21 protein-coding genes and 1 riboswitch are annotated in these 23,902 nt (G+C 59.3%); of the genes, 7 read left to right on the plus strand and 14 right to left on the minus strand.

Annotated features, from left to right (window positions below; translation table 11 throughout):
• Positions 1-32 precede the first annotated feature (32 nt).
• From bluB to cbiB, 10 genes are all read right to left on the minus strand, one after another.
• Positions 33-734: a 5,6-dimethylbenzimidazole synthase gene (gene bluB, locus J122_RS03855; protein WP_061331220.1), complete on the minus strand. Its 702-nt coding sequence runs from the start codon at positions 732-734 to the stop codon at positions 33-35.
• The gene (locus J122_RS03860) at positions 731-2,200 is read right to left on the minus strand and encodes a cobyric acid synthase (protein ID WP_061331221.1); all 1,470 of its coding nucleotides are present in this window, start codon (positions 2,198-2,200) and stop codon (positions 731-733) included. Before J122_RS03860 ends, bluB begins: the two co-directional genes overlap by 4 nt.
• Entirely contained in the window at positions 2,201-2,812 is a 612-nt protein-coding gene (cobO, locus tag J122_RS03865; RefSeq protein ID WP_061331222.1) for a cob(I)yrinic acid a,c-diamide adenosyltransferase, read from the minus strand. It lies immediately after the preceding gene.
• A gap of 34 nt (positions 2,813-2,846) precedes the next feature.
• A complete protein-coding gene (locus tag J122_RS03870; RefSeq protein WP_061331223.1) occupies positions 2,847-4,154 on the minus strand; it encodes a cobyrinate a,c-diamide synthase in 1,308 nt (435 codons plus the stop codon).
• A gap of 159 nt (positions 4,155-4,313) precedes the next feature.
• Positions 4,314-5,084, minus strand: coding sequence for an ABC transporter ATP-binding protein (locus tag J122_RS03875; protein ID WP_061331428.1), 771 nt, complete (start codon positions 5,082-5,084; stop codon positions 4,314-4,316).
• 23 nt (positions 5,085-5,107) lie between these two features.
• Complete coding sequence (locus J122_RS03880) at positions 5,108-6,022, minus strand: FecCD family ABC transporter permease (RefSeq protein WP_061331429.1); 915 nt, start codon at positions 6,020-6,022, stop codon at positions 5,108-5,110.
• Positions 6,023-6,091: 69 nt separating this feature from the next.
• On the minus strand, positions 6,092-6,943 hold the full coding sequence (locus tag J122_RS03885; RefSeq protein WP_061331430.1) for a cobalamin-binding protein: 852 nt from the start codon (positions 6,941-6,943) through the stop codon (positions 6,092-6,094).
• A gap of 68 nt (positions 6,944-7,011) precedes the next feature.
• Positions 7,012-8,841 carry a TonB-dependent receptor domain-containing protein gene (locus J122_RS03890; RefSeq protein ID WP_061331224.1) on the minus strand — a complete coding sequence of 610 codons (1,830 nt, stop codon included), beginning with the start codon at positions 8,839-8,841 and terminating at the stop codon, positions 7,012-7,014.
• Between the two features lie 157 nt (positions 8,842-8,998).
• A riboswitch (cobalamin riboswitch) is annotated at positions 8,999-9,192 on the minus strand.
• Positions 9,193-9,231: 39 nt separating this feature from the next.
• Entirely contained in the window at positions 9,232-10,296 is a 1,065-nt protein-coding gene (gene cobD, locus J122_RS03895) for a threonine-phosphate decarboxylase CobD (protein ID WP_061331225.1), read from the minus strand.
• Positions 10,293-11,252: an adenosylcobinamide-phosphate synthase CbiB gene (cbiB, locus tag J122_RS03900; protein WP_061331226.1), complete on the minus strand. Its 960-nt coding sequence runs from the start codon at positions 11,250-11,252 to the stop codon at positions 10,293-10,295. The genes cobD and cbiB overlap by 4 nt, the downstream gene beginning before the upstream one ends.
• A 114-nt stretch (positions 11,253-11,366) precedes the next feature.
• Between cbiB and cobT the strand changes: the two genes are divergently transcribed.
• Positions 11,367-12,425, plus strand: a complete 1,059-nt coding sequence (cobT, locus tag J122_RS03905) for a nicotinate-nucleotide--dimethylbenzimidazole phosphoribosyltransferase (RefSeq protein ID WP_061331227.1) — start codon at positions 11,367-11,369, stop codon at positions 12,423-12,425.
• A 4-nt stretch (positions 12,426-12,429) separates the two neighbouring features.
• The gene (locus J122_RS03910; protein WP_061331228.1) at positions 12,430-13,029 is read left to right on the plus strand and encodes a histidine phosphatase family protein; all 600 of its coding nucleotides are present in this window, start codon (positions 12,430-12,432) and stop codon (positions 13,027-13,029) included.
• Here J122_RS03910 and cobU read toward each other — a convergent pair.
• Positions 13,013-13,543 carry a bifunctional adenosylcobinamide kinase/adenosylcobinamide-phosphate guanylyltransferase gene (cobU, locus tag J122_RS03915; protein ID WP_061331229.1) on the minus strand — a complete coding sequence of 177 codons (531 nt, stop codon included), beginning with the start codon at positions 13,541-13,543 and terminating at the stop codon, positions 13,013-13,015. The two genes, J122_RS03910 and cobU, sit on opposite strands and share 17 nt — an antisense overlap.
• A gap of 139 nt (positions 13,544-13,682) precedes the next feature.
• Here cobU and J122_RS03920 point away from each other — a divergent pair, with 139 nt between their 5' ends.
• From J122_RS03920 to J122_RS03940, 5 genes are all read left to right on the plus strand, one after another.
• The gene (locus J122_RS03920) at positions 13,683-15,560 is read left to right on the plus strand and encodes a putative nucleotidyltransferase substrate binding domain-containing protein (RefSeq protein WP_061331230.1); all 1,878 of its coding nucleotides are present in this window, start codon (positions 13,683-13,685) and stop codon (positions 15,558-15,560) included.
• A complete protein-coding gene (locus J122_RS03925) occupies positions 15,553-16,275 on the plus strand; it encodes a 3'-5' exonuclease (protein WP_061331231.1) in 723 nt (240 codons plus the stop codon). The genes J122_RS03920 and J122_RS03925 overlap by 8 nt, the downstream gene beginning before the upstream one ends.
• A gap of 291 nt (positions 16,276-16,566) precedes the next feature.
• Complete coding sequence (locus tag J122_RS03930) at positions 16,567-17,145, plus strand: QsdR family transcriptional regulator (protein WP_227510086.1); 579 nt, start codon at positions 16,567-16,569, stop codon at positions 17,143-17,145.
• A gap of 120 nt (positions 17,146-17,265) precedes the next feature.
• Positions 17,266-17,871 carry a hypothetical protein gene (locus J122_RS03935; protein WP_061331232.1) on the plus strand — a complete coding sequence of 202 codons (606 nt, stop codon included), beginning with the start codon at positions 17,266-17,268 and terminating at the stop codon, positions 17,869-17,871.
• A gap of 129 nt (positions 17,872-18,000) precedes the next feature.
• Positions 18,001-19,575: a methyl-accepting chemotaxis protein gene (locus J122_RS03940; RefSeq protein ID WP_061331233.1), complete on the plus strand. Its 1,575-nt coding sequence runs from the start codon at positions 18,001-18,003 to the stop codon at positions 19,573-19,575.
• Positions 19,576-19,677: 102 nt separating this feature from the next.
• On the opposite strand, the gene J122_RS03945 is transcribed toward J122_RS03940, so the two are convergent.
• The 3 genes from J122_RS03945 to J122_RS03955 all read right to left on the minus strand — a co-directional run bounded on the left by J122_RS03945 (position 19,678) and on the right by J122_RS03955 (position 23,835).
• Positions 19,678-21,072 carry a sodium-dependent transporter gene (locus J122_RS03945; protein WP_061331234.1) on the minus strand — a complete coding sequence of 465 codons (1,395 nt, stop codon included), beginning with the start codon at positions 21,070-21,072 and terminating at the stop codon, positions 19,678-19,680.
• 171 nt (positions 21,073-21,243) lie between these two features.
• Entirely contained in the window at positions 21,244-22,818 is a 1,575-nt protein-coding gene (locus tag J122_RS03950; protein WP_061331235.1) for a PAS domain-containing methyl-accepting chemotaxis protein, read from the minus strand.
• Between the two features lie 144 nt (positions 22,819-22,962).
• Positions 22,963-23,835, minus strand: coding sequence for a carboxylate/amino acid/amine transporter (locus J122_RS03955; protein WP_061331236.1), 873 nt, complete (start codon positions 23,833-23,835; stop codon positions 22,963-22,965).
• Positions 23,836-23,902 lie beyond the last annotated feature (67 nt).

A 23,902-nucleotide genomic window follows, 5' to 3' on the forward strand; every position in this document is an offset into this window, starting at 1 on the left:
AGGAAAACGATCATGTTCTTTTTCGGTGCCCTTCACTTGCCGGCGAGGTAACTTGCCAGACGCTGATGCTCAAGAGGCTGACCCCAGCCATTACCATGCACCAGCTCTTCCAGCGGCAGCCGTGAACGCCAGCCTTTGGCCTGCAGCTCCGGCTGCTCCAGAAACTCGCTGACATACCCCAGGCACAGATACGCAAGAGGGTATACGTGATCTGGCAGCTGCAGGATGTCAGACAGTATTCCCTGATCCAGAATACTGACCCAGCCCACACCAATACCCTCTGCTCGCGCCGCCAGCCACAGGTTTTGTACCGACAGGCAGGTGCTGAACAGATCCATTTCCATGATGGAGTTACGGCCGAGCACATGGGGCCCGCCGCGGGTCCGGTCACAGGTAATGCATAGATTAATCGGACTCTCCAGAATGCCCTGGAGTTTGAGTGTCCGGTAGGTTTGCTGTCGCTCGCCGGTGTAATTTTCCGAGGCTTTTCCGTTTTCCTCGTTGAAGCTGGCCAGCACCTGCCCGCGCACCGCCAGGCTGTCGACAACGATGAAATCCCAGGGCTGCATGAAGCCCACTGACGGCGCATGGTGGGCTGCCCTCAGAATACGGGCCAGCACCTCATCCGGAATGGCATCCGGCAAAAACTGCGAGCGCACATCCCGACGCTCGAAGATGGCCCGGTAGAGCCCCTCACGTTGGGCATCCGTGAATGGGTCGTTCTGGTTGCTCATAACTGCAACAGGCTCCTTAACCGGTCCGTGTCCAGGCACTGTTCCACCTGATCTGCCAGGCGGTCGAGCTGCTGCAGACGGTGACTCTGATAGTCCACTGACCGCGCATTCTGTGTATTTAGACCGGCCCAGCACAGAATGGCATCGCAGGCGGCAGGCTCATCAAAGAGACCGTGCACATAGGTGCCCGCCATCTGACCGTCGGCGCTGACCGCACCATCCGGTCGACCATCAAGCTCCGCAAAAGGCCTGGCCAGCGCTGAGCCCTCGGTGACTCCGTTGTGCATTTCATAGCCGGTCATTGTCGCCGTAACACCACTTTCAGTAACCTCGGGGGATAGTCGACCGGTCACTTGTCTGAGCTGCTTACCCGACACCATGCGGGTGACCATCTCGAACAGTGCCAGGCCCTCGGTATTGCCAACTTCGCCTTCCAGCCCGTCCGGGTCTTCCACCCGAAGTCCCAGCATCTGGAATCCGCCACAGATACCCAGCAGCTTGCCACCATAGCGCAGGTGTTTCTGGATGGCCTCGGGCCAGCCCTGCTGTTTCAGCCACTGCAGGTCGTGGCGGGTACTTTTGCTGCCGGGCAGGATAATCAGATCTGCCGGCGGAATGGTCTCATCCGGGCCAACGAAAACAAGGTCTACACCCGGGTGCAATCGCAACGGATCAAAATCGTTGTGGTTGCTGATCCTGGGCAGTACCGGCACCACCACTTTCAAGGCGCAGGCCTCGCTGGTACCGGCGGCACTGACACTGTCTTCGGAATCTATCACCAACCCGTGCAGGTAGGGCAAGACCCCGAACACCGGCTTGCCAGTGTGTTCTGCCAGCCAGTCCAGCCCGGGCTCCAACAGCGCAATGTCACCCCGGAACCGATTGATGATAAATCCGGCCGTTCTGGCTTGTTCACTGTCGGAGATCAACGCCAGGGTGCCCACCAACTGGGCGAAAACCCCGCCTTTGTCGATATCCCCTACCAGCAACACCGGGCAATCGGCGGCCTCGGCGAAGCCCATGTTGGCAATGTCGTTGGCCCGCAGGTTGATTTCCGCCGGGCTACCAGCGCCTTCGGCGATGACCACATCGAAGCGGGTGCTCAGAGCCCGCCAGCTTGCCATCACCGAATTCATCGCCTCAGCTTTGTAGGCGTGGTAATCCAGGGCATCCATATTGCCATGAACCTTGCCCCTTAATATCACCTGGGCCCCGCAATCGCTCTGGGGCTTCAGCAACACCGGGTTCATGTCACTGTGGGGCTCCAGACCACAGGCCAGTGCCTGCAACGCCGTGGAGCGGCCAATTTCGCCACCATCCACGGTAACCGCACTGTTCAGGGCCATGTTCTGGGGTTTGAACGGTGCCACCGACACCCCCTGACGCGCCAGCCAGCGGCACAGGGCCGCCACCACCGTGGTCTTGCCAGCATCCGAGGTGGTGCCCTGCACCATCAGGGTGGGCATTTACAGCTCCACGCCCTTCTGGGCCTTGATGCCCTGATCCTTGAAGGCGTGCTTGACCACACCCATTTCGGTCACGGTGTCGGCCAGGTCGATCAGTTCCTGGGGAGCACCACGGCCGGTGACCACCACATGCTGCATCTCCGGCCGGGCCTGCAGGTCATCCAGCACCCGGTCCAGATCGATGTAGTCGTACTTCAGCGCGATATTCAGTTCGTCCAGCAGAATCAGGTCATAGCTGTCGTCTTTGAGCATGTCAGCTGCGATATTCCACGCTTCAGTCGCACTCTGCACATCCTGTTCCCGGTTCTGGGTGTCCCAGGTGTAGCCCTGTCCCATCACGTGGTAGGTCACGTTCGGCAGGCTCCGGAAGAACGCTTCCTCGCCGGTGCTGAAAGCGCCCTTGATAAACTGGACGATGCCCACTTTCATACCATGGCCCAGGGCCCGGGCGACCATGCCGAAGCCGGAACTGCTCTTGCCTTTACCTGGGCCGGTCAGCACCAGCAATACGCCCTGTTCTTTCTGGGCGCGGGCGATACGTTCCTGCATGATTTTCTGTTTGGCGGCCATGCGCTTGGCATGGCGTTCGGGGTCTTTGGCGCGTTCACGCATGATGACTCTCCTTGGGTTCACGCATTTGTATTCATCAGGAAAACCGGATTTCCTCGCCGCGAAAGATCGCGGCAACCAACGCCGGCGACGACGGGAAGTAGCCGTGAAAATAGCTGGCCACCAGATTCTGGTGGCGATACACCGCCTCTCCGTCAGAGCCGGCCTGCTTCTTCGCCCTGGCCGCAGGTTGCCAAGGGGTCTCAAGACTGGAATGGTGATAGGTATGGCCCCGCAACCCGCCCAGCTGGGTCTCCAGACTTTGCAGACCCAGCGCGGTCAAACGGTTAGCCATGGTAGCGCGCCCGGGTACCAGGCCCAGCAGGCCATGCACCGTGCCGTCTTTGTCTGCCAGTTCTTCGGCACAGGCCATTAGCCCGCCACACTCTGCCAGAATGGGCTTACCGGCCTGATGGAAGGCGCGGATCGACAATTGCATAGGCTGGTTTTCCGCCAAGCTCCGGGCATGCAGTTCCGGATAGCCGCCCGGCAGCCAGAGCGCGTCGGCCATCGGTACTTCCGAATCGTGCAGGGGCGAAAAATACACCAGCTCAGCGCCCATGGCTGTGAGAAGATCCAGGTTGGCCCGGTAGATAAAGCTGAAGGCCGCATCCCTGGCCACGGCAATCCGGCGCCCGGTCAGCAGCGTTTCTGGCCTCGGTGGTGCTTGAAAATGAAAAGGTACGGGCTTGGGAAGTACATCCAGACCCGCTGATGTCAGGACTTCGGCCGCTCTATCCAGCCGATCACTGAGGTCGTCCATTTCTGCCGCCTGGACCAGCCCAAGGTGCCGGTCCGGGATATTCATGGCATCGTTTCGGGGTATCGCGCCCAAAAGGCTGATGCCATCCGGCAGGCTCTCCCGTAACAGCTCGCCGTGGTAGGAACTGCCAATCTTGTTGGCAATTACCTGATGAACAGGGAGTTCGGAATCAAAGCTCGCCAAGCCCAGGGCAACCGCGCCGAAGGTCTGAGCCATGCCCTTGGCATCAATCACGGGCAGGGCCGGAATGCCTGCCAGTTTGGCCAGGTCGCCGCTACTGGGGCTGCCATCAAACAAGCCCATGGAGCCCTCCACCAGGATCAGGTCGGCGCTCTGGGCGGCCTCGGCCAGCCGCCACCGACACTCGTCCTCGCCGGTCATCCAGGGGTGCAATTGGTAAACCGGGTTACCGGAGGCGACTTCCAGCACCATGGGGTCCAGGTAATCCGGCCCATGCTTGAACACCCGGACGTTACGGCCCGCATTCCGATGCAGGCGCGCCAGCGCAGCCGTAACCATGGATTTGCCCTGGCCGGAACCCGGGGCGGTGATCATGGCGGCGGGGATTTTGTTGTCTGGCATGTGTTGCTGTTCCCTGTCGTCTGAATTTGGTGCAGACGGGCAGCGGAGCAGGGCTTTCCGGGACACGCTGTAAATACATCCCTGTACGCTTGACTGCAGCATCCCTGCTGCAGACAGTCCCGGAAAGCCCTGCTCCGCTGCCCTCGCGATACTTCTGAGCTAGTCTCGTTTTGGCACGAAAAAAGGCGCGCCATCAACTTCCACCGTTGCCAGCTGCTGGTTATACAAACGTTCCAGAGCGTTCGGCACCAGCATCCTTTCTGCCGGGCCCCAGCAGGTTTCGCCATTGGGGTACATCAGCAAAATATGATCACACCAGCGGGCAGCCAGGTTCAGGTCGTGCAGGCACATGAAAATGGCGTTACCCGCTGCCGCCCGGTCAGTGAGCAATTTCATGACGGCCACCTGGTGGTGCAGGTCCAGGTGATTTGTCGGTTCATCCAGCAGCCAGGTGTGGGGCGACTGTGTCATCAGCGTGGCAATCGCCACTCGCTGGCGTTCACCGCCAGACAGGGTGCTGACCAGGCGGTTTTTCAGATGCAGGACATCCAGCGCTTCAAGTGATCTCTCGGCCATGGCCAGATCGTCTGCCCCTTCCATCTGCCAGGGTGCCAGCCACGGATGACGCCCGATCAGCGCGGTTTCCAGTACCGTTGCAGGGAAGCCATCCTGTCGGTCCTGGAACACCAGCCCCAACTGTTGGGAGAGGGTTCTCCGCTTTAGCTTCGTTGTAGGCACATCATTCAGGAACAAAGCACCGGCACGGGGCGCACGAAGACCTGCGAGGGTGTGCAACAGCGTGGTCTTGCCGGCCCCGTTGGGCCCAAGTACGCCCCAAACCTGACCTGATTTTATTGTCAGATCCAAAGGGTAACCGTCGGCCCGGCCAGGAATATCGATGACCAGTTCCCGGGTACTCAAGGCTTGCATTGGGGAGCGTTTATTACCGGACATCAGCGACTCCGGTACAACAGATACAGGAAAGTGGGAACGCCCAACAGCGCGGTGATCACACCCACCGGCAGTTGCTCCGGAGCGATCACAACCCTTGCCAGGGTATCCGCCAGCACCAACAGTGTGCCACCGGCTAACGCACAGGCCGGTAAAATCAGGCGCTGGTCGTTACCAAGCACCAACCGAAGCATATGCGGGACCACCAGCCCTACAAAGCCTATGCTTCCGGCCATGGTCACCGCCGTGGCCGTGAGCAGGCTGGCAAGTATGTAAATCAGCCATTCCAGTGGGCGCACTGAAATCCCCAGGGCAGCAGCCTGCATGGGGCCACGGGCCAATACATTCAGACTGCGGCCAAGAGGCACCACCAGCGCACAGACGAGCACCAGCACGCCAAGCCCCGGCCAGGGTGCCCTGGCGTAGGACACATCGCCCATGAGCCAGTACAACATGCCCGGCAACTCTCTGGCCGGGCTGATGGCCAGCATCAAGGTAATGACCGCCCCCCAGCCAGCCGCCACCACAACCCCCGTGAGCAAAAGGCGGGAGGGCGTCCAGCTGCCGGTGCCGTGGGCGAGCCCGAACACCATCAAGGTGGCCAGCATGGCACCGGCAAAGGCAGAACCGGAGATAACCGCGCCGCCGAGCCCCGCCAACATCGCCAGCAATGCCCCCACGGCGGCACCCCCGGACAGCCCCAACACATAGGGATCGGCAAGCGGGTTACGCAGCAGCACCTGCATCAATGCCCCGGCCACCGCCAGCAGACCTCCGGTGGCAAAGGCCGACAGCGTTCTGGGTAGCCGGAGCTCAAGAATCAGAGTACGGTGCAGGTTGGAGCCCTCACCCAGAAACACCAACAGCACATCCGCAGGTGCAATTGCGACACTGCCAATACCGACCGACATCACCATGGCGATCAGCCCGGCTACGGCTAGAACGGTGAGGGGCAGGGTGATCGGGCGTATCACACGGCTACTCCACTAGGGCCGTCGGCCACGGGCCACCTCCAGTTTCTCGCAAAACAATTGCGTTCCCTCAAGCATTCTCGGAGTCGGTCGCTGAACCAGTGACGGCGGAATAAAAAAGAGGTTGTTTCGCTCTGTCGCAGTGATACTGGGGAATGCCTGCCAGCGCGCCAGCCAGTGGCGATTCTCCTCACCCATTCCACCCGCCAGAATGGCCTCGGGATTCGCCGCAATCACCGCTTCCGCACTGATCCTCGGCACTAGCCGGTCCAGCTGACCAAACACGTTATCACCACCGCAAAGTTCAATCATTTCACCGATCAGGTGCTGGCTGTTGACCGTCATCAGGGGCTCATCCCAAACCTGGTAAAACACCGGCACCGGATCAGCCTTGGCGTACGCCTCCTGCAAGTCGGCAATGCCCTGACGGAATCGCTCCGCCTCTGCAAAGCCTTCTGCTTCAGTACCTGCCAGTATGGAGATGCGCTCAATGGTGTTGGAGACAGCTTCAAAACTCCGGGGTTCAATGGAGAACACCGGGACGCCCATATTCTTGAGTGTGACCAGCTGCTCCGTCGGATTCCCGGTTACCCAGCCAATCACAAGATCCGGCTGCAGCTCCAGCAGCCGTTCCATATCCATGCGGGTATGGCTACCCACTGAAGCGACCTCTCGGGCTGCCGGGGGATAATCGCTGTAAGCCACCACGGCAACTACCTGATCACCGGCGCCCGCCGCCCATGCCAGTTCTGTCGCCCCAGGCGAAAGTGCGGCAATGCGTTTTGCCGGGTGTTCCAGGCATATCTCCTCGCCCAGATCATCCGTGGCGCAGACATAGGATGCCAGGGCCGGAGATGCCAGCAGCATCCAGCCGAGCAGTATGCTCACACCCTTAAGCTTTCCCACTGGCGCCTCCCCGGCAAGATTATGCAGTTTTATCGGAAGTCATAGCGAATCGAAAGAAACCCTGCGGTTCCCGCCGCCAGGTAGCCTGAACCATCAAATCGGGTTGCCGTCGCGTATTCCTTATCCGTAACGTTCTGAAGCGTCAGCCGTGCTGTCCAGTCCGGAGCAAACTCCCATCCTGCACGGAGGTTGAAGGTGACGTAACCTGGTAACCGATTCTGATTATTCGCATCGTCGTAGCGGTAACCACTGGCCAGAGCGGTGCCTCCCAGGCTCCAGGCGCCCATTTGGCGGTCCAGGTCTACCCGCAGCGATTGGTGACTGCGACGACGCAGGCGGTTATCCGTGTCACGATCTCGCGGATCCATCAAGGTGAGCTTGACCCCAAGATCCCAACCGTTCGCACGAAGACCGGAGGTCAGCTCCGCCCCACGAATACGGGCTTCACTTACGTTGGCAGGCCGGAGATCCCCGTTGATGCTCTGTAGTTCAATCAGATTCTCTACGTCCAGCTGATAAAGAGCGGCATCCCAGTACCAGTTCTGGTAACGACCGCTAAGCCCCAGCTCCACGGACGCGCCTTCCTCCGGCTTGAGATCCGGGTTGCCGGCATAACTGCCACCGAAATCGAAGATCTCCAAAGGATAGTAAAGATCATTGAACGTGGGCGCCCGGAAAGAGGTGCCATAACTCAGCCGCACCCGATGGGAACGGTCAAACGAGTGGCCAAGGGCAATGCCACCGGTTTCCTGTCGACCGTATGCCTCGTTGTCGTCGCCGCGAAATGACAACTGAATATCGGAAGGGCCGAAGTTCAAGCGCAGTTGGGTGAACAACGCGGCATTGGTGCGACTGTTCTCATCGAACTCGATGGTGCTTTTCACTTCGTCGGATTGTAGCTCTCCCCCGACCGCAAGCTCGTGCACGCCGGCGGTGAACGTATTTTCCCATCGTGCGGTTCGGGTTTTGGTGTTGAATACAGAATCGCCGGCACTACGGAAGCTTTCTTGCTCGTCAGCGGATTCTGAAAGCTGGATGGACGTAGCCCAATAATCACTGACAGGGTTATTCAATGTGACGCCGATGGTCCGGATCATAAAATCCGTGTTGCCACCGTCAAATTCAGTATTGCCCTGTGACTGCATGATGACGAAACTGGCCTCTCCTCCGCTCGGCAATTCATGCACAACACGCCCGACGCCAGCGGTATTGCGAAAACCTTTGTCCTCGCCATCTTTCACAATTCTGGTGCCATCGGTCTCCTTGTGCAGCCCGCTGAGGCTGAACCGGGTTGCGCCGTGAGTCGCCGATGCGCCAGCACTGGTTTTCTGGGTGTTGAAATTGCCTGCTCCGGTTTCAACCCACCCTCTGTTACCGTGCTTTGGATCCAGTGTAAATGCCTGAATGACACCGCCTACCGCGTCAGCGCCATAGAGTGCACTGCGGGGGCCCCTGACGATTTCCACGCGCTCGACCAGATCAGCTGGAAAATACTGCCAGGGCGCGCCACCGCTGGTGGCAGAACGAAGGCGCACACCATCAACCAGAAAGACCGTGGAATCATTCGCAGTGCCACGAGTGAATACACTGGTGTTCTTGCCAAATGACCCGTTAGTGACCAGATCAATGCCGGGCTGCGCCGCCAGCAGATCGGTAAACTCGGCAGGCGCCTCACGACGGATGGTTTCTTCTTCGATGACCGTCACCGAAGACAGGCTTTCGCCCACCGTACGGGGGCCAAGCGTGGCAGTTACAACAATAGGTTCAAGAGTATCCGGGGCGGCTTCAGACTCTGAACCACTCGCCGGTAGGGCAAAAGGCATGAACACAAGGGCAGACAAGACTTTGGAACGCTTCATTTCTTCACTCGCTTCGCACCGCACTCACCCGTGCGGTTGATACTGATTCATGCGGAGGAGAAATGTCTGTATTGACGGAGGGTGGAGGGGCGTCGATCAGTTGCATTGGCCGGTTCACCCACCGCCGCTGCCCTCCGCAACGTAGGTGTCTGGAACTCATGGGCTCCAAATTCCAGGCCGGTCTCCGGGCTTCCAGGTGGAGCTGATGCTCCGGGGCAATCACCTTCCCATGCCAGAGGCACAGTGGCGCATTGGATTGCCTTTCACCTGATTACCGTTGCGGGGGCAGCGCCGGGCTCTCACCGGCTTCCCGTTTCACTCACTGCATTCGCCGGACTATCGCCAGTCCGGTTGGAACGCTCAGAGCACCTGAAATTGCGGGCAAGACTATCAACCCGGGTGGGGGTGGTCAATGAGATATGTTAATTCAGACAACGCACTTCCCAGACGTTGCCAACCGGACTCATCAGGCGGCAAACCGAAGCGCAGGGCTGGCGGCTCATCAAAACGCCTGACCAGAATGGCACGACGAGCCAACTCATCCGCTATTGGTGCTGCGTTTTCGTGATGGACCGTGCGAAACAGCAACGTACCGTTGGTTGCTGGCATGCCAGATTTCCTGAGCAGGCCGTCCATCCGCAGCCGTGACGTCTGCAGCCTGCCCAGCGCCTCTATCTGCCATGCCCTGTCAGCCAGAGCTCTTGCCATCAGGTAACGCGCCGGGCCACTGACGGTCCAGGGGCCCAATTCAAAAGCCAGCGCACGGGTCAGCTCAGGTTCAGCCAACACAGCCCCGGCGCGCATTCCGGCCAGGCCGAAAAACTTGCCCAGAGATCGCAGAAGTATCAGACCCGGCGCGCCCGCCCAGGGTTCCAAACCGTGTCCGGGCTCTCCCTCAACAAAGGCCTGATCAAGTACCAGCCAGCCCCCACGTGCCTGCAATCGTTGGTGCCATAGCAGAAGACGGGCCGGATCGACCAGCTGCCCGGTCGGATTATTCGGCTGTATCCACACCACCACGTCCACAGAATCCAGCCAGGTCAGATCGTCTTGCTCTATTGCCTGCTCAGGAATCGCCACCACCTCGAAACCGGCGCGACGCCAGGCATGACCGTGCTCGCGATATCCCGGCACGGGCACCGCCACTCGACCAAGACCATGCACCCTGGCGCGCACGGCGGGCAGGGCCATGATCGCCGCCTGGGATCCCGCCACCGGCAGGCAGCTGGCCCGCTCGGGCGCACCTGCCCAGGAACGGATGATCTCCTCCAGCCCATCGTCCGGCTCTGGCAGTCTTTGCCATACCTCCGGTGGAATGGCCGGCACCGGCCAGGGTACCGGATTGATGCCGGTGGACAGATCAAGCCATTGCTCGCGGGGGATGCCCCAACGCTGTATTGCAGCCTGTAACCGCCCGCCATGCTCCGGGGATTCAGGAAGGTCGAAAGCCGTCATCCGGCACCTCCAGGCACCACCCAGCTGCAGGCAAGGGCGAGGACGAGCAGCACCGACAACCAGAGCATTACCCCGCGCTGTACCAGGGCAATAGCACCTTCGATTGTCGCTGCCGAAGCCCCGGGGCCACGACCTAACACTGGCCGTTCCTTGATGCCGTTGGCATAGGGCGCCGGTCCGCCGAGGGTCACACCAAGGGCGCCCGCCCCGGCCGACATCACTGGCCCGGCATTGGGGCTATCCCAGGCTCTTGCCTGGGTACGCCAACAACGGAGCGCCACCCGGGTACTTCCCAACAGCGCATAAGTGAGGGCTGTCAGCCGGGCAGGCAGCCAGTTCATGAGGTCATCCAGCCTGGCGGCAAACCGGCCGAAGTAAAGAAATCGTGAGTTGCGATAGCCCCACATGGCGTCCAGGGTATTGATCAATCGGTGCAAAACCACACCCGGCAGCCCGGCAAGCAGGTACCAGAACAGACTCGAGAACACCGCATCGGCACCATTCTCCAGCATGGATTCCGAGGCAGCCGCGGCCACCCCCTCGTCGGACAGCGCCGCTGCATCCCGGCTGACAATCCACCCCACCGCTCTCCTGGCTTGGTCACCGTCGCCCGCAGTCAATGCCGTGGACACCGCCCGGCCATGTTCCGCCAGCCCCCGTAACGACATTGCGAGCCATACGCCGGCCACTTGAGCCACCAACCATAGCCAGCCGCCCAGCCAGAATTGCAGTGCTACAGCCAGTGCCAGCACCGGCGTGACGACGATCGCGGTTGCCAGCGCACCCAGGCACAGGCTCCTTGCGGCGGCCTGCGGCTGGCCATTCAGGCCAGCTTCCGCCACCGAGGCCCAACGGCCAAAGCCTGCCAGAGGGTGCCACCGGCGCGGTTCACCAACCAACCAGTCCAGTGCAACCGCCGCGACACATACCAACACCGCAACCAGAAACGTTTCCAAATGTGGGCTCCATGAATCAGATGCTGGCAAGTCTAACCGAGTGGAGCCTGATCTTGACACCTTCGCCTCCCGGTATAACCATCCTCGGTTTTCCGCCCACAAGGAATCATCGTCATGGCCCTGCCTCAAAGCTGGCTAACACCGCCCCCCGCCCCCTCAGCCGAACACGCCGCGCTTGCCGCAGCGCGACAGCAGGTTCTGACCAAACCGCCAGGCTCTCTCGGGCAACTGGAACAGCTGGCGATTACCCTGGCAGCCCTGAACGGCACAGACAGGCCAACCGTTGATCCTGTCCGCATGGTAGTGTTTGCCGGTGATCATGGCGTATGTGCTGAAGGTGTTTCCGCTTTTCCCCAGGAGGTCACCGCCCAGATGGTTGCCAACTTCGCCGGCGGTGGCGCAGCCATCAGCGTTATGGCCAGGGAACTCGGCGCCAGCCTGGAAGTTGTGAACCTGGGCACGGTCGGAGAGGTACCCATGCTCCCCGGCGTCATTCACCAGATTATCGGCCCCAGTACTGCCAATATGGCCGAAAAATCCGCCCTTGGCCCGGGCCAGGTAGCTGCTGCACTGACCAGTGGCGACCAGGCAGCCGAGCGGTCGGCCAACGCCGGATGTCGGCTGTTCATCGGTGGCGACATGGGTATCGGCAACACAACCAGTGCCGCCGCACTCGCCTGCGCATTGCTTGACCTGCCACCCGAGAGGCTCGTCGGGCCGGGCACCGGCCTTGACAGCGAGGGAGTCACTCGCAAAGCCCGGGTGGTCTCCAAAGCACTGGCCCGGCATGGCGACGACCGAAGCGCCTTGTCTGTGCTGACTTCTCTCGGCGGCTTCGAGATTGCGGCGTTGACCGGTGCCATCCTCGGCTGCGCAGCCCGCAAGATCCCGGTATTGGTGGATGGTTTTATCGTCTCGGCCGCCGCGCTTGTGGCGGTTCAACAGCAACCCGGAGCGCGTGATTGGCTCATGTTTGCGCACCGGTCGGCCGAGCCCGGCCACGACGCGGTGCTCAACGCGCTTGATGGCACTCCGCTGCTGGACCTGGGCATGCGTCTGGGCGAAGGCAGCGGCGCCGCCGTTGCCGTACCTTTGCTTCGGGCCGCCTGCGCACTGCATAACCACATGGCCAGCTTTGCGGACGCCGGCGTCAGCGGAAAATCCAGGGAGTAGAACCATGACAACCACCGTGATCGACCTGATGCGCCATGGCGAACCTGAGGGTGGGCAAATGTTCCGGGGCAGCAAGGACGACCCGCTGAGCCCCGTCGGCTGGCAGCAGATGGAAGCCGCCGTACACGGTCACGACCATTGGGATGCCATTGTCAGCTCGCCAATGACACGGTGCCGCCTGTTTGCAGAACAGCTCGCGCAAAGACGCAGGATTCCCCTGCACATCGAAGATGACCTGCGGGAAATCGGATTTGGTGACTGGGAGGGGTTAACTTCGCGGCAGGTCCAGGAACGTTATGGCGACCATCTCAGCCGCTTCTGGCAGGACCCCATAAACTCCAACCCGCCCGGCGGTGAAGCCATTACCGACTTCTACCAGCGAGTCACCCTCGGGTTTGATCGCTGGCAGGACAAACTTGCGAGTCAGCGTATCCTGGTGGTTTGCCATGGTGGCGTTATTCGCATGGTGCTGGCCAACGTGCTGGGCATTCCTCTGGAGAAATCGTTTGCCGGCTTTTCCGTACCCTATGCCTGCCGCAGCCGGATTCAGGTAGACCAATCCGAGTTTGGCACCTTCCGCAGCCTGGTCAGCCACCAGCCTTGAGGGTCAGTGGCAGACCAGCCACCGACATCACCACCTCATCACAGCGCTGCGCGAGTGCCTGGTTGAGCCATCCCAGCTCGTCGGCAAAGCGACGGGTGAGGGGGTCCATGCCGATGGTGCCCAGGCCTACCTCATTGGTGACGATCACCAAGGGGCCTGGATAAGTTTCCACGGCAGTCAGAAAGGCGGCACGTTCAGGCTGAAACAGCGAACGGTCGGCGAACAGGAGATTACTCAACCAGAGACTCATGCAGTCCACTAGAACCAGCGGCGAGGTACCATGCCCGTGAGCCAGGTCTGACAGCGCCCGGCCAAGGTAAACGGGCTCCTCAACCAGCTGCCAGTGTGCCGGGCGTTGTTGCTGGTGGCGCCGGATCCGCAGGGCCATTTCATCGTCACCGGCGGTGGCGGTAGCCACGTAGACCACGTCTGCGCCGGCGTCGCGTGCCCGTTGCTCCGCCAGCCCCGTTTTTCCAGACCGGATACCACCGGTAACCAGTAACTTGTTGACCATAAAACACTCTCTCGTGCTTACCCACCGTGGCCAAGGTACACCAAGTGAACAGACAGCTGCTATAGTTTGGCCAGACTCTGGAATAACCGGTCAGCCAACCGCAAACATTTAATCAAGACTCAGTCACTCTGGAGAGCCCATGCAGGCAGAACTGTTGGACATCCGCAACCACATTGCCCAATACCCCCCGTTCAATGACATGCCTGAAGAACTTCTTGAACGGGTTGTCAGCGGTATTGAGGTGGCCTACTACCGCGCCGGCACCCAGATACTTGAACTCGGCCAGACCAATCATTGGCTCCACTATATCCGCAGCGGCGCCGTGGAGATTTTCCGCCGCTCCGGTGAGCTGTACAACCGCGTGGGCGAGGGCGAAATCTTTGGCCAGTTCGGATTGATGATGAACAAGAAAGTCCGGTTCCCCGCCAAAGCCATCGAAGATTGCCTGATCTACAAGATTCCGGATACCACCTTTCAGCATCTGTGGGAAACCGACGAAAACTTTGCTGACTTTGTTGAGATTGAAGACCGCAGCCGACTGCGTTCGGCGGTTTCGCGTAGAGAGAAATCCAACGAACTGATGACCGCCAAGGTTACCCGCCTGATATCCCGGGAACCGGTTTCCGCTCCGACCACCGTTCGCCTGCAGGAAGCCGCCAGAATCATGACAGACAATGGCGTATCGGCGCTGCTGTTGATGGATGAAAGCGGCGAACGCCCGAAATTGCAGGGCATCATCACCGACCGGGATCTACGTACCCGTGCGGTTACCCATGCCCTGGCCTCGGAAACCCCGATCAGCGACATCATGTCGGAAGGGCTGATCACCATCAGCGCCCGCTCCTTCATCTTCGAAGCCATGCTCACCATGCTCCACAACAACGTGCACCACCTGCCGGTGATGGAAGGCGACGAAGTGCGCGGCGTGATTGCGCTGTCTGACATCGTCAAGTATGAAAGCCAGAGCAGCCTGTACCTGGTGAGCAACATCTACCACCAGAACGACGTCAAAGGCCTGAAGAGAATCAGCCTGGAAGTCCGCGACAGCTTTGTACGCATGGTCAACGAAGATGCCAACTCCCACATGATCGGCAGCGCCATGGCCGGTATCGGTCGCAGCTTCAGCCAACGCCTGCTGGAACTGGGTGAAGAAAAACTCGGCCCGCCACCGGTTCCCTACTGCTTCATGGCCCTGGGCTCCATGGCCCGGGATGAACAGCTGGTCGTTACCGACCAGGACAACGCCATGGTGCTGGACGACAGTTTCATCCCCGAAGAACACGACGAGTATTTCCTCGCCCTTGCCAAGTTTGTGTCCGACGGCCTGGCCGAGTGTGGATACACCTACTGCACCGGCGATATCATGGCCACCAACCCGAAATGGCGGCAACCGCTGAGTGTGTGGAAAGGTTACTTCACCGACTGGATCGAAAATCCCAAGGCGGAAGCCCTGCTCAACAGCAATATCTTCTTCGACCTGGATGGCATTTACGGGCAAACCGACTTCACCGAACAGTTGAAAACCCTGATTGTAGAGAAAGCCAGCGGCAGTCAGCGCTTCCTTACCTTCCTGGCCAGGAACGCCCTGAACCGCACACCACCGCTCGGTTTCTTTCGCACCTTCGTGCTTGAGGAAGACGGCAAGCACCAGAAAACATTCAACCTCAAGCGCCGGGGTACAGCGCCATTATCCGATTTAATCCGCGTACACGCCCTGGGATGCGGCAGCCGCTCCCAGAATTCCTTTGAGCGACTGAAAGACATTGCCAAAACCAAGCTGCTGCTGGAAGACGATGCCGGCAACCTGCGCGATGCCCTGGAATTCATCTCCATTGTCCGCATCCGCCACCAGGCCCTGGCCATTGAAGAGGGGCGAGAACCCGACAACAACGTACGCCCGGAAGACCTGTCCCCGTTCGAACGCAGTCATCTGAAAGACGCCTTCCAGATCGTCAGCAACGCCCAGAAGTTCCTGCGCTTCCGTTACAACGCCGGAGGAGCCACCAGGAATGTCTGACAGCATCAAAAGCGGGAACAGCAAACAGGACTGGCCAGACAACTACCGAAAAGCCGCGGAAAAAGCGAAGGATGCCCGAATCCGAGCTTTCTACCATGCCGGGTGCCCTGACCCGCAAACTCCCATTAAAGAGGTGCCACTGGTCGCCCTCGACTTCGAAACCACAGGCCTGGATGCCGACCGCCATTCCATCATCAGCATCGGCCTGGTCCCCTTTACCCTCAGCGGCATTCAACTCGGCAAAGCCTGGCACCAGATCGTCCGGCCGCAACTGCCGTTGCAGCAAGACACCGTCACCATCCACGGCATCACCCACAGCGAAATCGAACACGCCCCGGACCTTACCGACGTACTCGACACCCTGTTCCAACACCTCAACGGCCGTATCCCCGTGGTCCACTACCGCAACATCGAACGCCCGTTCCTGAACCGGGCCCTGCAGTGGCGCCTGAAAGAACAACTCCGCTTCCCGGTCATAGACACCATGGCCATCGAAGCCCACCTGCACCCCAAACGAAACCCAAGCCGCTGGCAACAACTCATGGGCAAACAACCCATCTCCATCCGCCTGGCCGACAGCCGAACCCGCTACGGCTTACCACACTACGCCGGCCACAACGCCCTGATAGACGCCATCGCCACCGCCGAACTGTTCCAGGCCCAGGTGCAGCATCATTTCGGCACTGATACGCCTATTGGAGATCTTTGGGTTTAACCAACCCCTCACACACTACTCCGGCCATGCAGGAAACTTTCATTCACCGACTATCTCGCCAGCGGATGGCTGCGGGAGTGGGGGCCTACTTTCCAAAAATCTCGGAGGCCATGGATGGCCGGAGCGAAGCGCACAGGGATGTGCTTGTAGCGTTTTTTGGAAAGTAGGCCCCCACTCCCACAAACTCCCCAACCCGCAGGCTAGGGAGGAAAACAGCACCAAGGCCAAAGGGCCATAGCCCCAAAGCCCCGCAACCGCTAGAATGACCCCACACCAACCAAAGAGCCCAAAGTGACCGAACAAATCACCAAAACCACCCCCCTGGACGCCTTCCGTCGCGCCAGAAGAATGTGGCTAAAAGGGGAGAAAATCAGCCTCGCCTCCCTCGCCGATGACCTGCACATCGGCCGAGCTACCCTGTTCCGCTGGGTCGGCAACCGAGACCTCCTGATTGGTGAAATCCTATGGTCGCTCTATGAGCCTCTGTACAAAGAAGCCCGGGCCCAAACCCCCGGCCATGGCGTAGATTACGTGGTCGGCGTATTCCGCCACATCAACATGACCATTCTGCACTTCAGCCCCCTGCGCAAATTCCTGCACCAGGACCCTGAATACGCCCTGAAAATGCTCACCTCGTCTCACTCCACCCTGCACGCCCGCACCGTGGAAGTGAACACCCGCTTACTGAAAGACGAAGTGCGCGCCGGCCACCTGAGCCCACCGATGAACATCCAGAGCCTGTCCTACTTCATGGTGCGCATCGCCGAATCCTGTCTGTACAGCGATATCATCGGCGGCCGCGAACCCAGGGATGAAGAGCTGGAAGATGCCTGCACCGCTGTGCGCATCCTGCTAGGCGGGAAAGTCTGACAACATCTGCGCTGGCAGAACCGTGCAACGCAGGCTAATCTGACGCAATAACGCCGGGCCCCGGCCCGTTCAAAAGCAGACCACAAACACCCGGAATCAACACCCGCAAAGGAGCGCGACATGCCGTTACACCAATCCATTAGCCAGAAACTGTTTACGCCAATCATCATTGCACTCGCCCTGACTGCCCTCACACTCGCCCCCCAGGCTCAAGCTCGCGACCTGACAGAAAAAACCGTCCGGTCATTCATCGACAGCCTCGGTGCCGCCGAAACCCTGGCCGAGGACCACAAAGAATTTCTAGATGCCCTGGAAGCCGAGCAGGACGACGAAAACATGGATTTCTCCACCGTGTTCTCTTCCAGCCTCAAAGATCTGAAAGGCCATGCCATGTACGGCGAACTTGAAAAAGTCGTCAAACAACATGGTTTCTCCAGCGTGGACCAATGGGGCGAGACCGGGGACCGTGTGTTCCGTGCCTGGTTCGCCCTGGAGATGGACCAGCAAGGGGGCGTAGCGCAACAGGAAATGCAGCAGGCACTGGCTGAAATCGAAAACAGCCCTCATATGACCGAAGAACAAAAAGCCCAGATGCGGGCGATGATGCAATCCGCTACTTCCGCCATGGACACGGCAAGGAACGCACCGGAAAGCGATAAACGGGCGGTTCGACCGTTTATGGAGGAATTGCGGGCCCTGAGCGAGGATGAAGACAGCGGCTGGTAACCAAAATTTACTGAACCGACATTGATTCAGGTCATATTTGGGTCCTTTATCTAAAGGTTTGGGGGTTATTGCCGTTAAGCATTAACCCTCCTCCCCAACTAGCTCTTGACTGATAAAAAGGAAACATCAATGTCAATTACCGCCAAGCTGAACGACATTTCGGTAGGTAAAAAACTCGGCGCCGGCTTTAGCCTACTGGTTCTGATAACCATCGTTTTGGTCTACGTTAGCGTTGACAGGCTGGGAGATTACCATGACCGCTCTGTGATTGTAGCAACGGTCAGCAGTGCAGAATCGAACCTTATTCGTGCGAGAGTTGCTGTGAAGTACTTTCAGATGACTCGGGAAATCGGCCATCGGAGAGAAGCCGAACGCTTTGCTGACCGGGCAGCAAGCTCATTAATTCCCCTGAAAGAGTCACTGGTAGTCGCCGAAGATAATACCCGGGTGGACTCAGTGGTTGAATCAATCCAGCGTTACAAATCCCTGCTTGGGGAATTGGCTCAGAACCTTGATAGCTCGCGCTCCGTTGTCCAGGGCCTGGAAGCTCAAATGACGGAAGTAGCCCAGGATATGGTCGGGATTACCGGGGAACTGCAGAATATTCAGGTTCAGCGCATGGATGAAGACTTCAGCGTTGCAGTTACCCAGCTCAGTGTCATCGCGCTGCTGGGAGTTGCCATCTCGATACTGATCGCATGGTATATGATTCAAGCCATTACCCGCCCAATTCGGGAAACGGTCAACGTTGCTAACAAGGTTGCCTCCGGAGATCTTACCGTAATGGTCAATAGCGACCGCGGTGATGAATTCGGCAGCTTGCTGGCCGCCTTCGGCACCATGGTGACCCGACTTCGGGAACTGATTCAGCAGATAGACACGGGCGCCTCTAACATTGCGTCGTCCTCCGAAGAGCTTTCCGCAGTAACCGACCAAACTCGCCAAGGTGTGGCAGAGCAGCGGGACCAGACCGATCAAGTGGCCACGGCCATGAATGAAATGGTCGCCACCGTCAGTGACGTTGCCAAGAGCGCCGAAGCGGCTTTTGCAGCAGCACAGCTGGCAAGCCAGAAATCCGGCGATGGCGAAGCCGCCGTCAACGAGACCCTGACGTTTGTGACTGATCTGAACCGCCAGATCGGCACAGTGATGAAGCAGCTTCGCGATCTGCAAAGCGACACCCAGAACATTGGCACCGTTCTGGACGTCATCAAATCCGTCGCCGAGCAGACCAACCTGCTGGCCCTGAACGCGGCCATTGAGGCTGCTCGCGCAGGCGAGCAGGGTCGCGGGTTTGCCGTGGTGGCCGATGAAGTCCGCTCACTGGCCCAACGCACCCAGAGTTCCGCCACCGAGATCGAAACCCTGATCAGCAATCTGGTGAGCAGCGCCGAAACCTCAGTCACCACCATGGAGAAAGGCTCCAAACTGGCCGAACAGACCCTTGAGCGCGCGCAGACCGCCGGTGCCACCATTCAGGAAATGGCTGAAGCAGTGGAGGAGATCCGACAGTACAACAGCCAGATCGCCACTGCGGCAGAACAACAGACGTCTGTTGCCGAGGACATCAACCAGAACGTCACCCTGATTCGTGATGTTGGCGAGCAGAGCGCCACATCGACCGAGCAGGTATCGGCCGCCAGTGAAGAGCTGGCCAGATTGGCGGAAGGACTCAGCACCCAGGTGGCACAGTTCAGGGTGTAACCCCTGGCGATTGCGCCTCCCGCAGTTATTCAAGGCCATAAAAAACCCGGCGACTGTCTCCAGCGCCGGGTTTTCTTTTTGGCGGGCTATCAGCCGGGCTGATTACGCCAGCAGGTTGTAGACAAACACGATTGCTACAGCAATCGGCGTCACAAACCGGATCAGGTTGTACCACAAGCCAAAGGTGCTTTCCTGCAGAGCCAGGTCGCTCTTCAGGGATTCCTTGGCCACGAACCAACCCACGAAGATGGCGGTCAGCAGGCCGGAGAGCGGCAGCATGATGTTGGCGGTGAAGTAGTCCAACAGATCGAAGATGGTCTTGCCTTCGAATGCAGCGAACATACCCAGCGGTGCCACATCGGCCCATACGTTCAGTGACAGGATTGACGCGATACCCAGCAACCAGCAGGCACCACCGGCAATCACGGCACTGCCCACACGGGCAAAGCTGGTTTTCTCCTCAATCCACTCTACCACTGGCTCTAGCAGTGAGATGCCGGATGTCCAGGCGGCGAACAGCAGCAGGACGAAGAACAGGGTGCCAAACAGGGTACCCATGGGCATGTTGCCGAACGCCAGTGGCAAGGTCTGGAAAATCAGGCCGGGGCCGGCACCGGCTTCAAGGCCGTTGGCGAATACCACCGGGAAAATAGCCAGGCCAGCCAGCAGGGCCACGACGGTATCCATGATGGCCACGGTGACTGCCGTGCGGCCGATAGAGACATCGCGGCTCAGGTAAGAGCCGTAAGCCATCATGATAGCCATACCGAGGCTCAAGGTGAAGAACGCATGACCCAGGGCCACCAGCACACCGTTAACCGTCAGGGCACTGAAATCCGGATTAAACAGGAAGGAAACCGCTTCCCCGAAGTGGCCGGTGGTGGTGGCATAACCCACCACCATCAACAGCAGGATAAACAGGGCCGGCATCAGAATGGTAACCGCACGCTCCAGGCCGCCTTTCAGGCCGCGGGCGACAACCAGCACGACCAGAGCCATGAACACCGTGTGCCAGAGCAGGAGCTTGGCCGGGCTGGCCAGCAGGCCGCCGAACATTTCACCCACGGATTCGGCGGTACCACCGGTGAAATCACCCATGGCGGCGTGGCCAACATAGGACGCAGCCCAGCCACCGATCACCGAGTAGAACGACAGAATGATGAAGGCCGCCAGCATGCCGATGATGGCGGAAATTCGCCAGCCGGACGATGCCAGGTTGCGCTCAGCCACCAGGCGGAAACTGGTGATCGGGTTGTGGCGACCATTCCGGCCGATAAACACCTCGGCCATCATGATGGGAATACCGATGATGAAGATACAGAGCAGGTAAACCAGAACGAAGGCACCGCCGCCGTTCTCACCAGTGACATAAGGGAACTTCCAGACGTTACCGAGACCAACAGCAGAACCGGTTGCTGCCAGAATAAACGCGAACTTGGACGACCAGAGTCCGCGAGCCCCGATACCGCTGTCTGATGCGGAGTTGGACTGTGACATGAATTTTCTTCCTGTGCTTTTGGCTATAGGAAACTACGAATTGTGAGGGCGCCAAACCAATGGTTCAGGCCATTGGTGCGGGATTCTGCCAGCACTGGCGCGGTGATGCCAGTGCTGAAATGTTGTTCAGTGGTTTCTGTCGACCACACAGATCCAACCGGCCAGCGCTAACTAGCCAGATTTACTGACAAACCGGGCGATCAGATCCTTCAGGCCACGGGCCATGCCACTGAGTTGGTCGCTACTGTCTTTAGCGGCTTCCGCCTGCTCGTCGCTCTGGTCGGCAAGACCGGCGATGTTCACGATTTGCCGGTTGATCTCGTCCGATACCTGGCTTTGCTCCTCGAACGCGGCCGACATGGTAATGAAACTGTCGGAAATCGAATCCACCGAACCCACAATGGTTTGCAGGGATTCTGCCGCGCCCTGCACCCGGGCCAGACCCTGGCTGGCGATTTCCTCACCAGAACGTACGGCCTGAATGGTTTCATCCACCTGGGCCCGAAACTGCTCAATCACCTCATGGATCTTGACGGTGGACTGCCGGGTTCTCTGGGCCAGGGACCGCACTTCATCGGCCACCACCGCAAAGCCTCTGCCTTGCTCGCCGGCGCGGGCTGCTTCAATGGCCGCATTCAGGGCCAGCAGGTTGGTCTGCTCGGCAATGTCCGAGATCAGGTCGGCCGCTTCACCAATGGTGCGGGTGGATTCACCCAGGCGACTCACCGATTCGCCAATGCCATTCACCTGCTGCACCAGCTGCTCAATCGCGGCAGTGGCCTCACCACTGCGCTGGCTGCCCTCGTGGGCCAGCCGGTTGGCCTGCTCTGCTTCTTTGGCGTTGTGGGTAACGGCTTCCGCGACTTCCTGAATGGACGCGGTCATTTCATTGATCGCCGAGGCGGTCTGGTCCGTCTCCGCCCGCTGCCGGGCAATCGCCGTGGCCCCCTCGGTAATGAAGCCATGGGACGCCCGGGCCTGCTGCAGTAAATGCTCAGCCTGATCGTCAATTCGCGCCAGCGCTGTGCGAATGCGTGCTTCCTCACTGACCAGCACCAGGGCCAACCGCGACATCAGGCCACGCTCACTGCTGTATGTGCGGGCAACGACGGGGTCCTGGAAAGCATCGGGGCGCAACGCGAGTAAACCTTTCAAACGATTGGAAATAGACCCGAACACCAGACTGAAAGCCAGACCATGACCCACCAACACGACCAGCGCTGCCAGCCAGAGCGGCTCGAGTTGCATGGCACCCAAGGTGATTACCAGGGATAACAAAAACGGCCAGCCGGATCGGCCCATCGACATGGCCCGGTTACTGAACGATGACGACAACTTGCCTGCGGAGATACCAGAATAGAGCTTTTCAGCCCGCGCAATCTGGTCCCGAGTGACAGCCACGCGCACGGACTCATAGCCCACCATCTGGCCGTTGTCCCAGATAGGAGTGGCATAGGCACTGACCCAGTAATGATCTCCGTTCTTTGCCCGGTTCTTGACCACACCCATCCAGGCCTTGCCCGCTTTCAGATACTCCCACATGTCGGCGAACACCGCCGGCGGCATGTCCGGGTGGCGAATCAGATTGTGGGCCTGGCCAATCAGTTCGTCCCGGGTGTAACCACTGATGGTTTCAAAATCGTCGTTGCAATAGGTGATCACGCCCTTGAGGGAGGTGGTACTGATCAGGCGCATACCTTCCGGTACGGTAATTTCGCGCTGGGTGACAGGTAGATTCTTGCGCATAGGGGGTCGATGTCCGTTAAACCGGGGAAATTATTTCAGGGCGCAAGCGTAAGTCTGGATGAATATCAAGGAAATATCTAATGAGTTACGCTACGTCACATTAATGTAACGGCACACAACCCGATATCTTGAAGACAAGGCTTGTCAGGGCCCGGCCAGGACCCTTGCCCGGGGATGAAAACGGGCATTCACCCACAGTGAAAACGCGATCACCGCGCCGCCAAGCATAAGGCGCATGAGGTCCGCATCCCGGTTCCAGATCGGCAGGTTCACCAGCAACCCGGCAGGCACCAGGGCATTGTTCATAATAGCCAGGGTGCCAGCATCTACCTCACAGGCACCGCGATTCCACAGGTATAGCCCAAGCCCCGAGGCCGCGAGCCCCAGCCAACCGAGAATGCCCCACTGAAGACTGGTTGTGGGCAGCTTGTCAGCATCACCGAATATCAGGAACGACGGCAAGGCGATCACCAGCGCCCCGAAAAAGAAGTAGCCGAAGGTACGGTAGCCCGGCAAAGCCAGGGCGTAGTGGCGCATCACGTGTTTGTAGCCCACTTGGCCGGCGGCAAAGGTAAAATTAGCCACTTGCAGTAACAAGAAGCCGGTAATGAAATCTTCACTCAGGCCATCGTAGCGGATAATGCCGGCGCCCAGAGTAGCGATGGCTGCCGCCAGCAAGGCCACCGGGGAGAACCGGCGAAACAGGGCATCGTCAATCAGCGTAACGTACAAAGGGGTGAAGATGGTGAACAGCAACACTTCAGGCACCGTGAGGTAACTGAACGAGCGGTACAGGCAAAGGTAGGTAATACCGAACTGCAGCATGCCGGTAATCAGAATACCAAGCTTCATGCCCCCGGGCACACCACGCCAGCGGGTGAAGGGCAGAAACACCAGGGCCGCCAGCAGCACACGGGTAAGCACGGCAAAATCGCTGTCTACCCGGCCAGCCAGGAACTCGCCGATCAAGCTGAACGAAAACGCCCACAGCGCCGTTACCAGAACCAGAAGAACCATACCACCGCACCTGAGATAAACCGGACCGCTACTGTACCGTTTTTGCCGGCATTATCCAGTACGGAAG

The sequence above is a fragment of the Marinobacter excellens LAMA 842 genome, from assembly GCF_001574445.1.
In the GTDB taxonomy this organism is placed as follows: domain Bacteria; phylum Pseudomonadota; class Gammaproteobacteria; order Pseudomonadales; family Oleiphilaceae; genus Marinobacter; species Marinobacter shengliensis.

Coding starts and splice junctions, on each gene's coding strand:
- bluB (WP_061331220.1), bottom strand. CDS start 734: ATGAGCAACCAGAACGACCCATTCACGGATGCCCAACGTGAGGGGCTC.
- J122_RS03860 (WP_061331221.1), bottom strand. CDS start 2,200: ATGCCCACCCTGATGGTGCAGGGCACCACCTCGGATGCTGGCAAGACC.
- cobO (WP_061331222.1), bottom strand. CDS start 2,812: ATGCGTGAACGCGCCAAAGACCCCGAACGCCATGCCAAGCGCATGGCC.
- J122_RS03870 (WP_061331223.1), bottom strand. CDS start 4,154: ATGCCAGACAACAAAATCCCCGCCGCCATGATCACCGCCCCGGGTTCC.
- J122_RS03875 (WP_061331428.1), bottom strand. CDS start 5,084: ATGCAAGCCTTGAGTACCCGGGAACTGGTCATCGATATTCCTGGCCGG.
- J122_RS03880 (WP_061331429.1), bottom strand. CDS start 6,022: ATGGTGATGTCGGTCGGTATTGGCAGTGTCGCAATTGCACCTGCGGAT.
- J122_RS03885 (WP_061331430.1), bottom strand. CDS start 6,943: ATGCTGCTGGCATCTCCGGCCCTGGCATCCTATGTCTGCGCCACGGAT.
- J122_RS03890 (WP_061331224.1), bottom strand. CDS start 8,841: ATGAAGCGTTCCAAAGTCTTGTCTGCCCTTGTGTTCATGCCTTTTGCC.
- cobD (WP_061331225.1), bottom strand. CDS start 10,296: ATGACGGCTTTCGACCTTCCTGAATCCCCGGAGCATGGCGGGCGGTTA.
- cobT (WP_061331227.1), top strand. CDS start 11,367: ATGGCCCTGCCTCAAAGCTGGCTAACACCGCCCCCCGCCCCCTCAGCC.
- J122_RS03910 (WP_061331228.1), top strand. CDS start 12,430: ATGACAACCACCGTGATCGACCTGATGCGCCATGGCGAACCTGAGGGT.
- cobU (WP_061331229.1), bottom strand. CDS start 13,543: ATGGTCAACAAGTTACTGGTTACCGGTGGTATCCGGTCTGGAAAAACG.
- J122_RS03920 (WP_061331230.1), top strand. CDS start 13,683: ATGCAGGCAGAACTGTTGGACATCCGCAACCACATTGCCCAATACCCC.
- J122_RS03925 (WP_061331231.1), top strand. CDS start 15,553: ATGTCTGACAGCATCAAAAGCGGGAACAGCAAACAGGACTGGCCAGAC.
- J122_RS03935 (WP_061331232.1), top strand. CDS start 17,266: ATGCCGTTACACCAATCCATTAGCCAGAAACTGTTTACGCCAATCATC.
- J122_RS03940 (WP_061331233.1), top strand. CDS start 18,001: ATGTCAATTACCGCCAAGCTGAACGACATTTCGGTAGGTAAAAAACTC.
- J122_RS03945 (WP_061331234.1), bottom strand. CDS start 21,072: ATGTCACAGTCCAACTCCGCATCAGACAGCGGTATCGGGGCTCGCGGA.
- J122_RS03950 (WP_061331235.1), bottom strand. CDS start 22,818: ATGCGCAAGAATCTACCTGTCACCCAGCGCGAAATTACCGTACCGGAA.
- J122_RS03955 (WP_061331236.1), bottom strand. CDS start 23,835: ATGGTTCTTCTGGTTCTGGTAACGGCGCTGTGGGCGTTTTCGTTCAGC.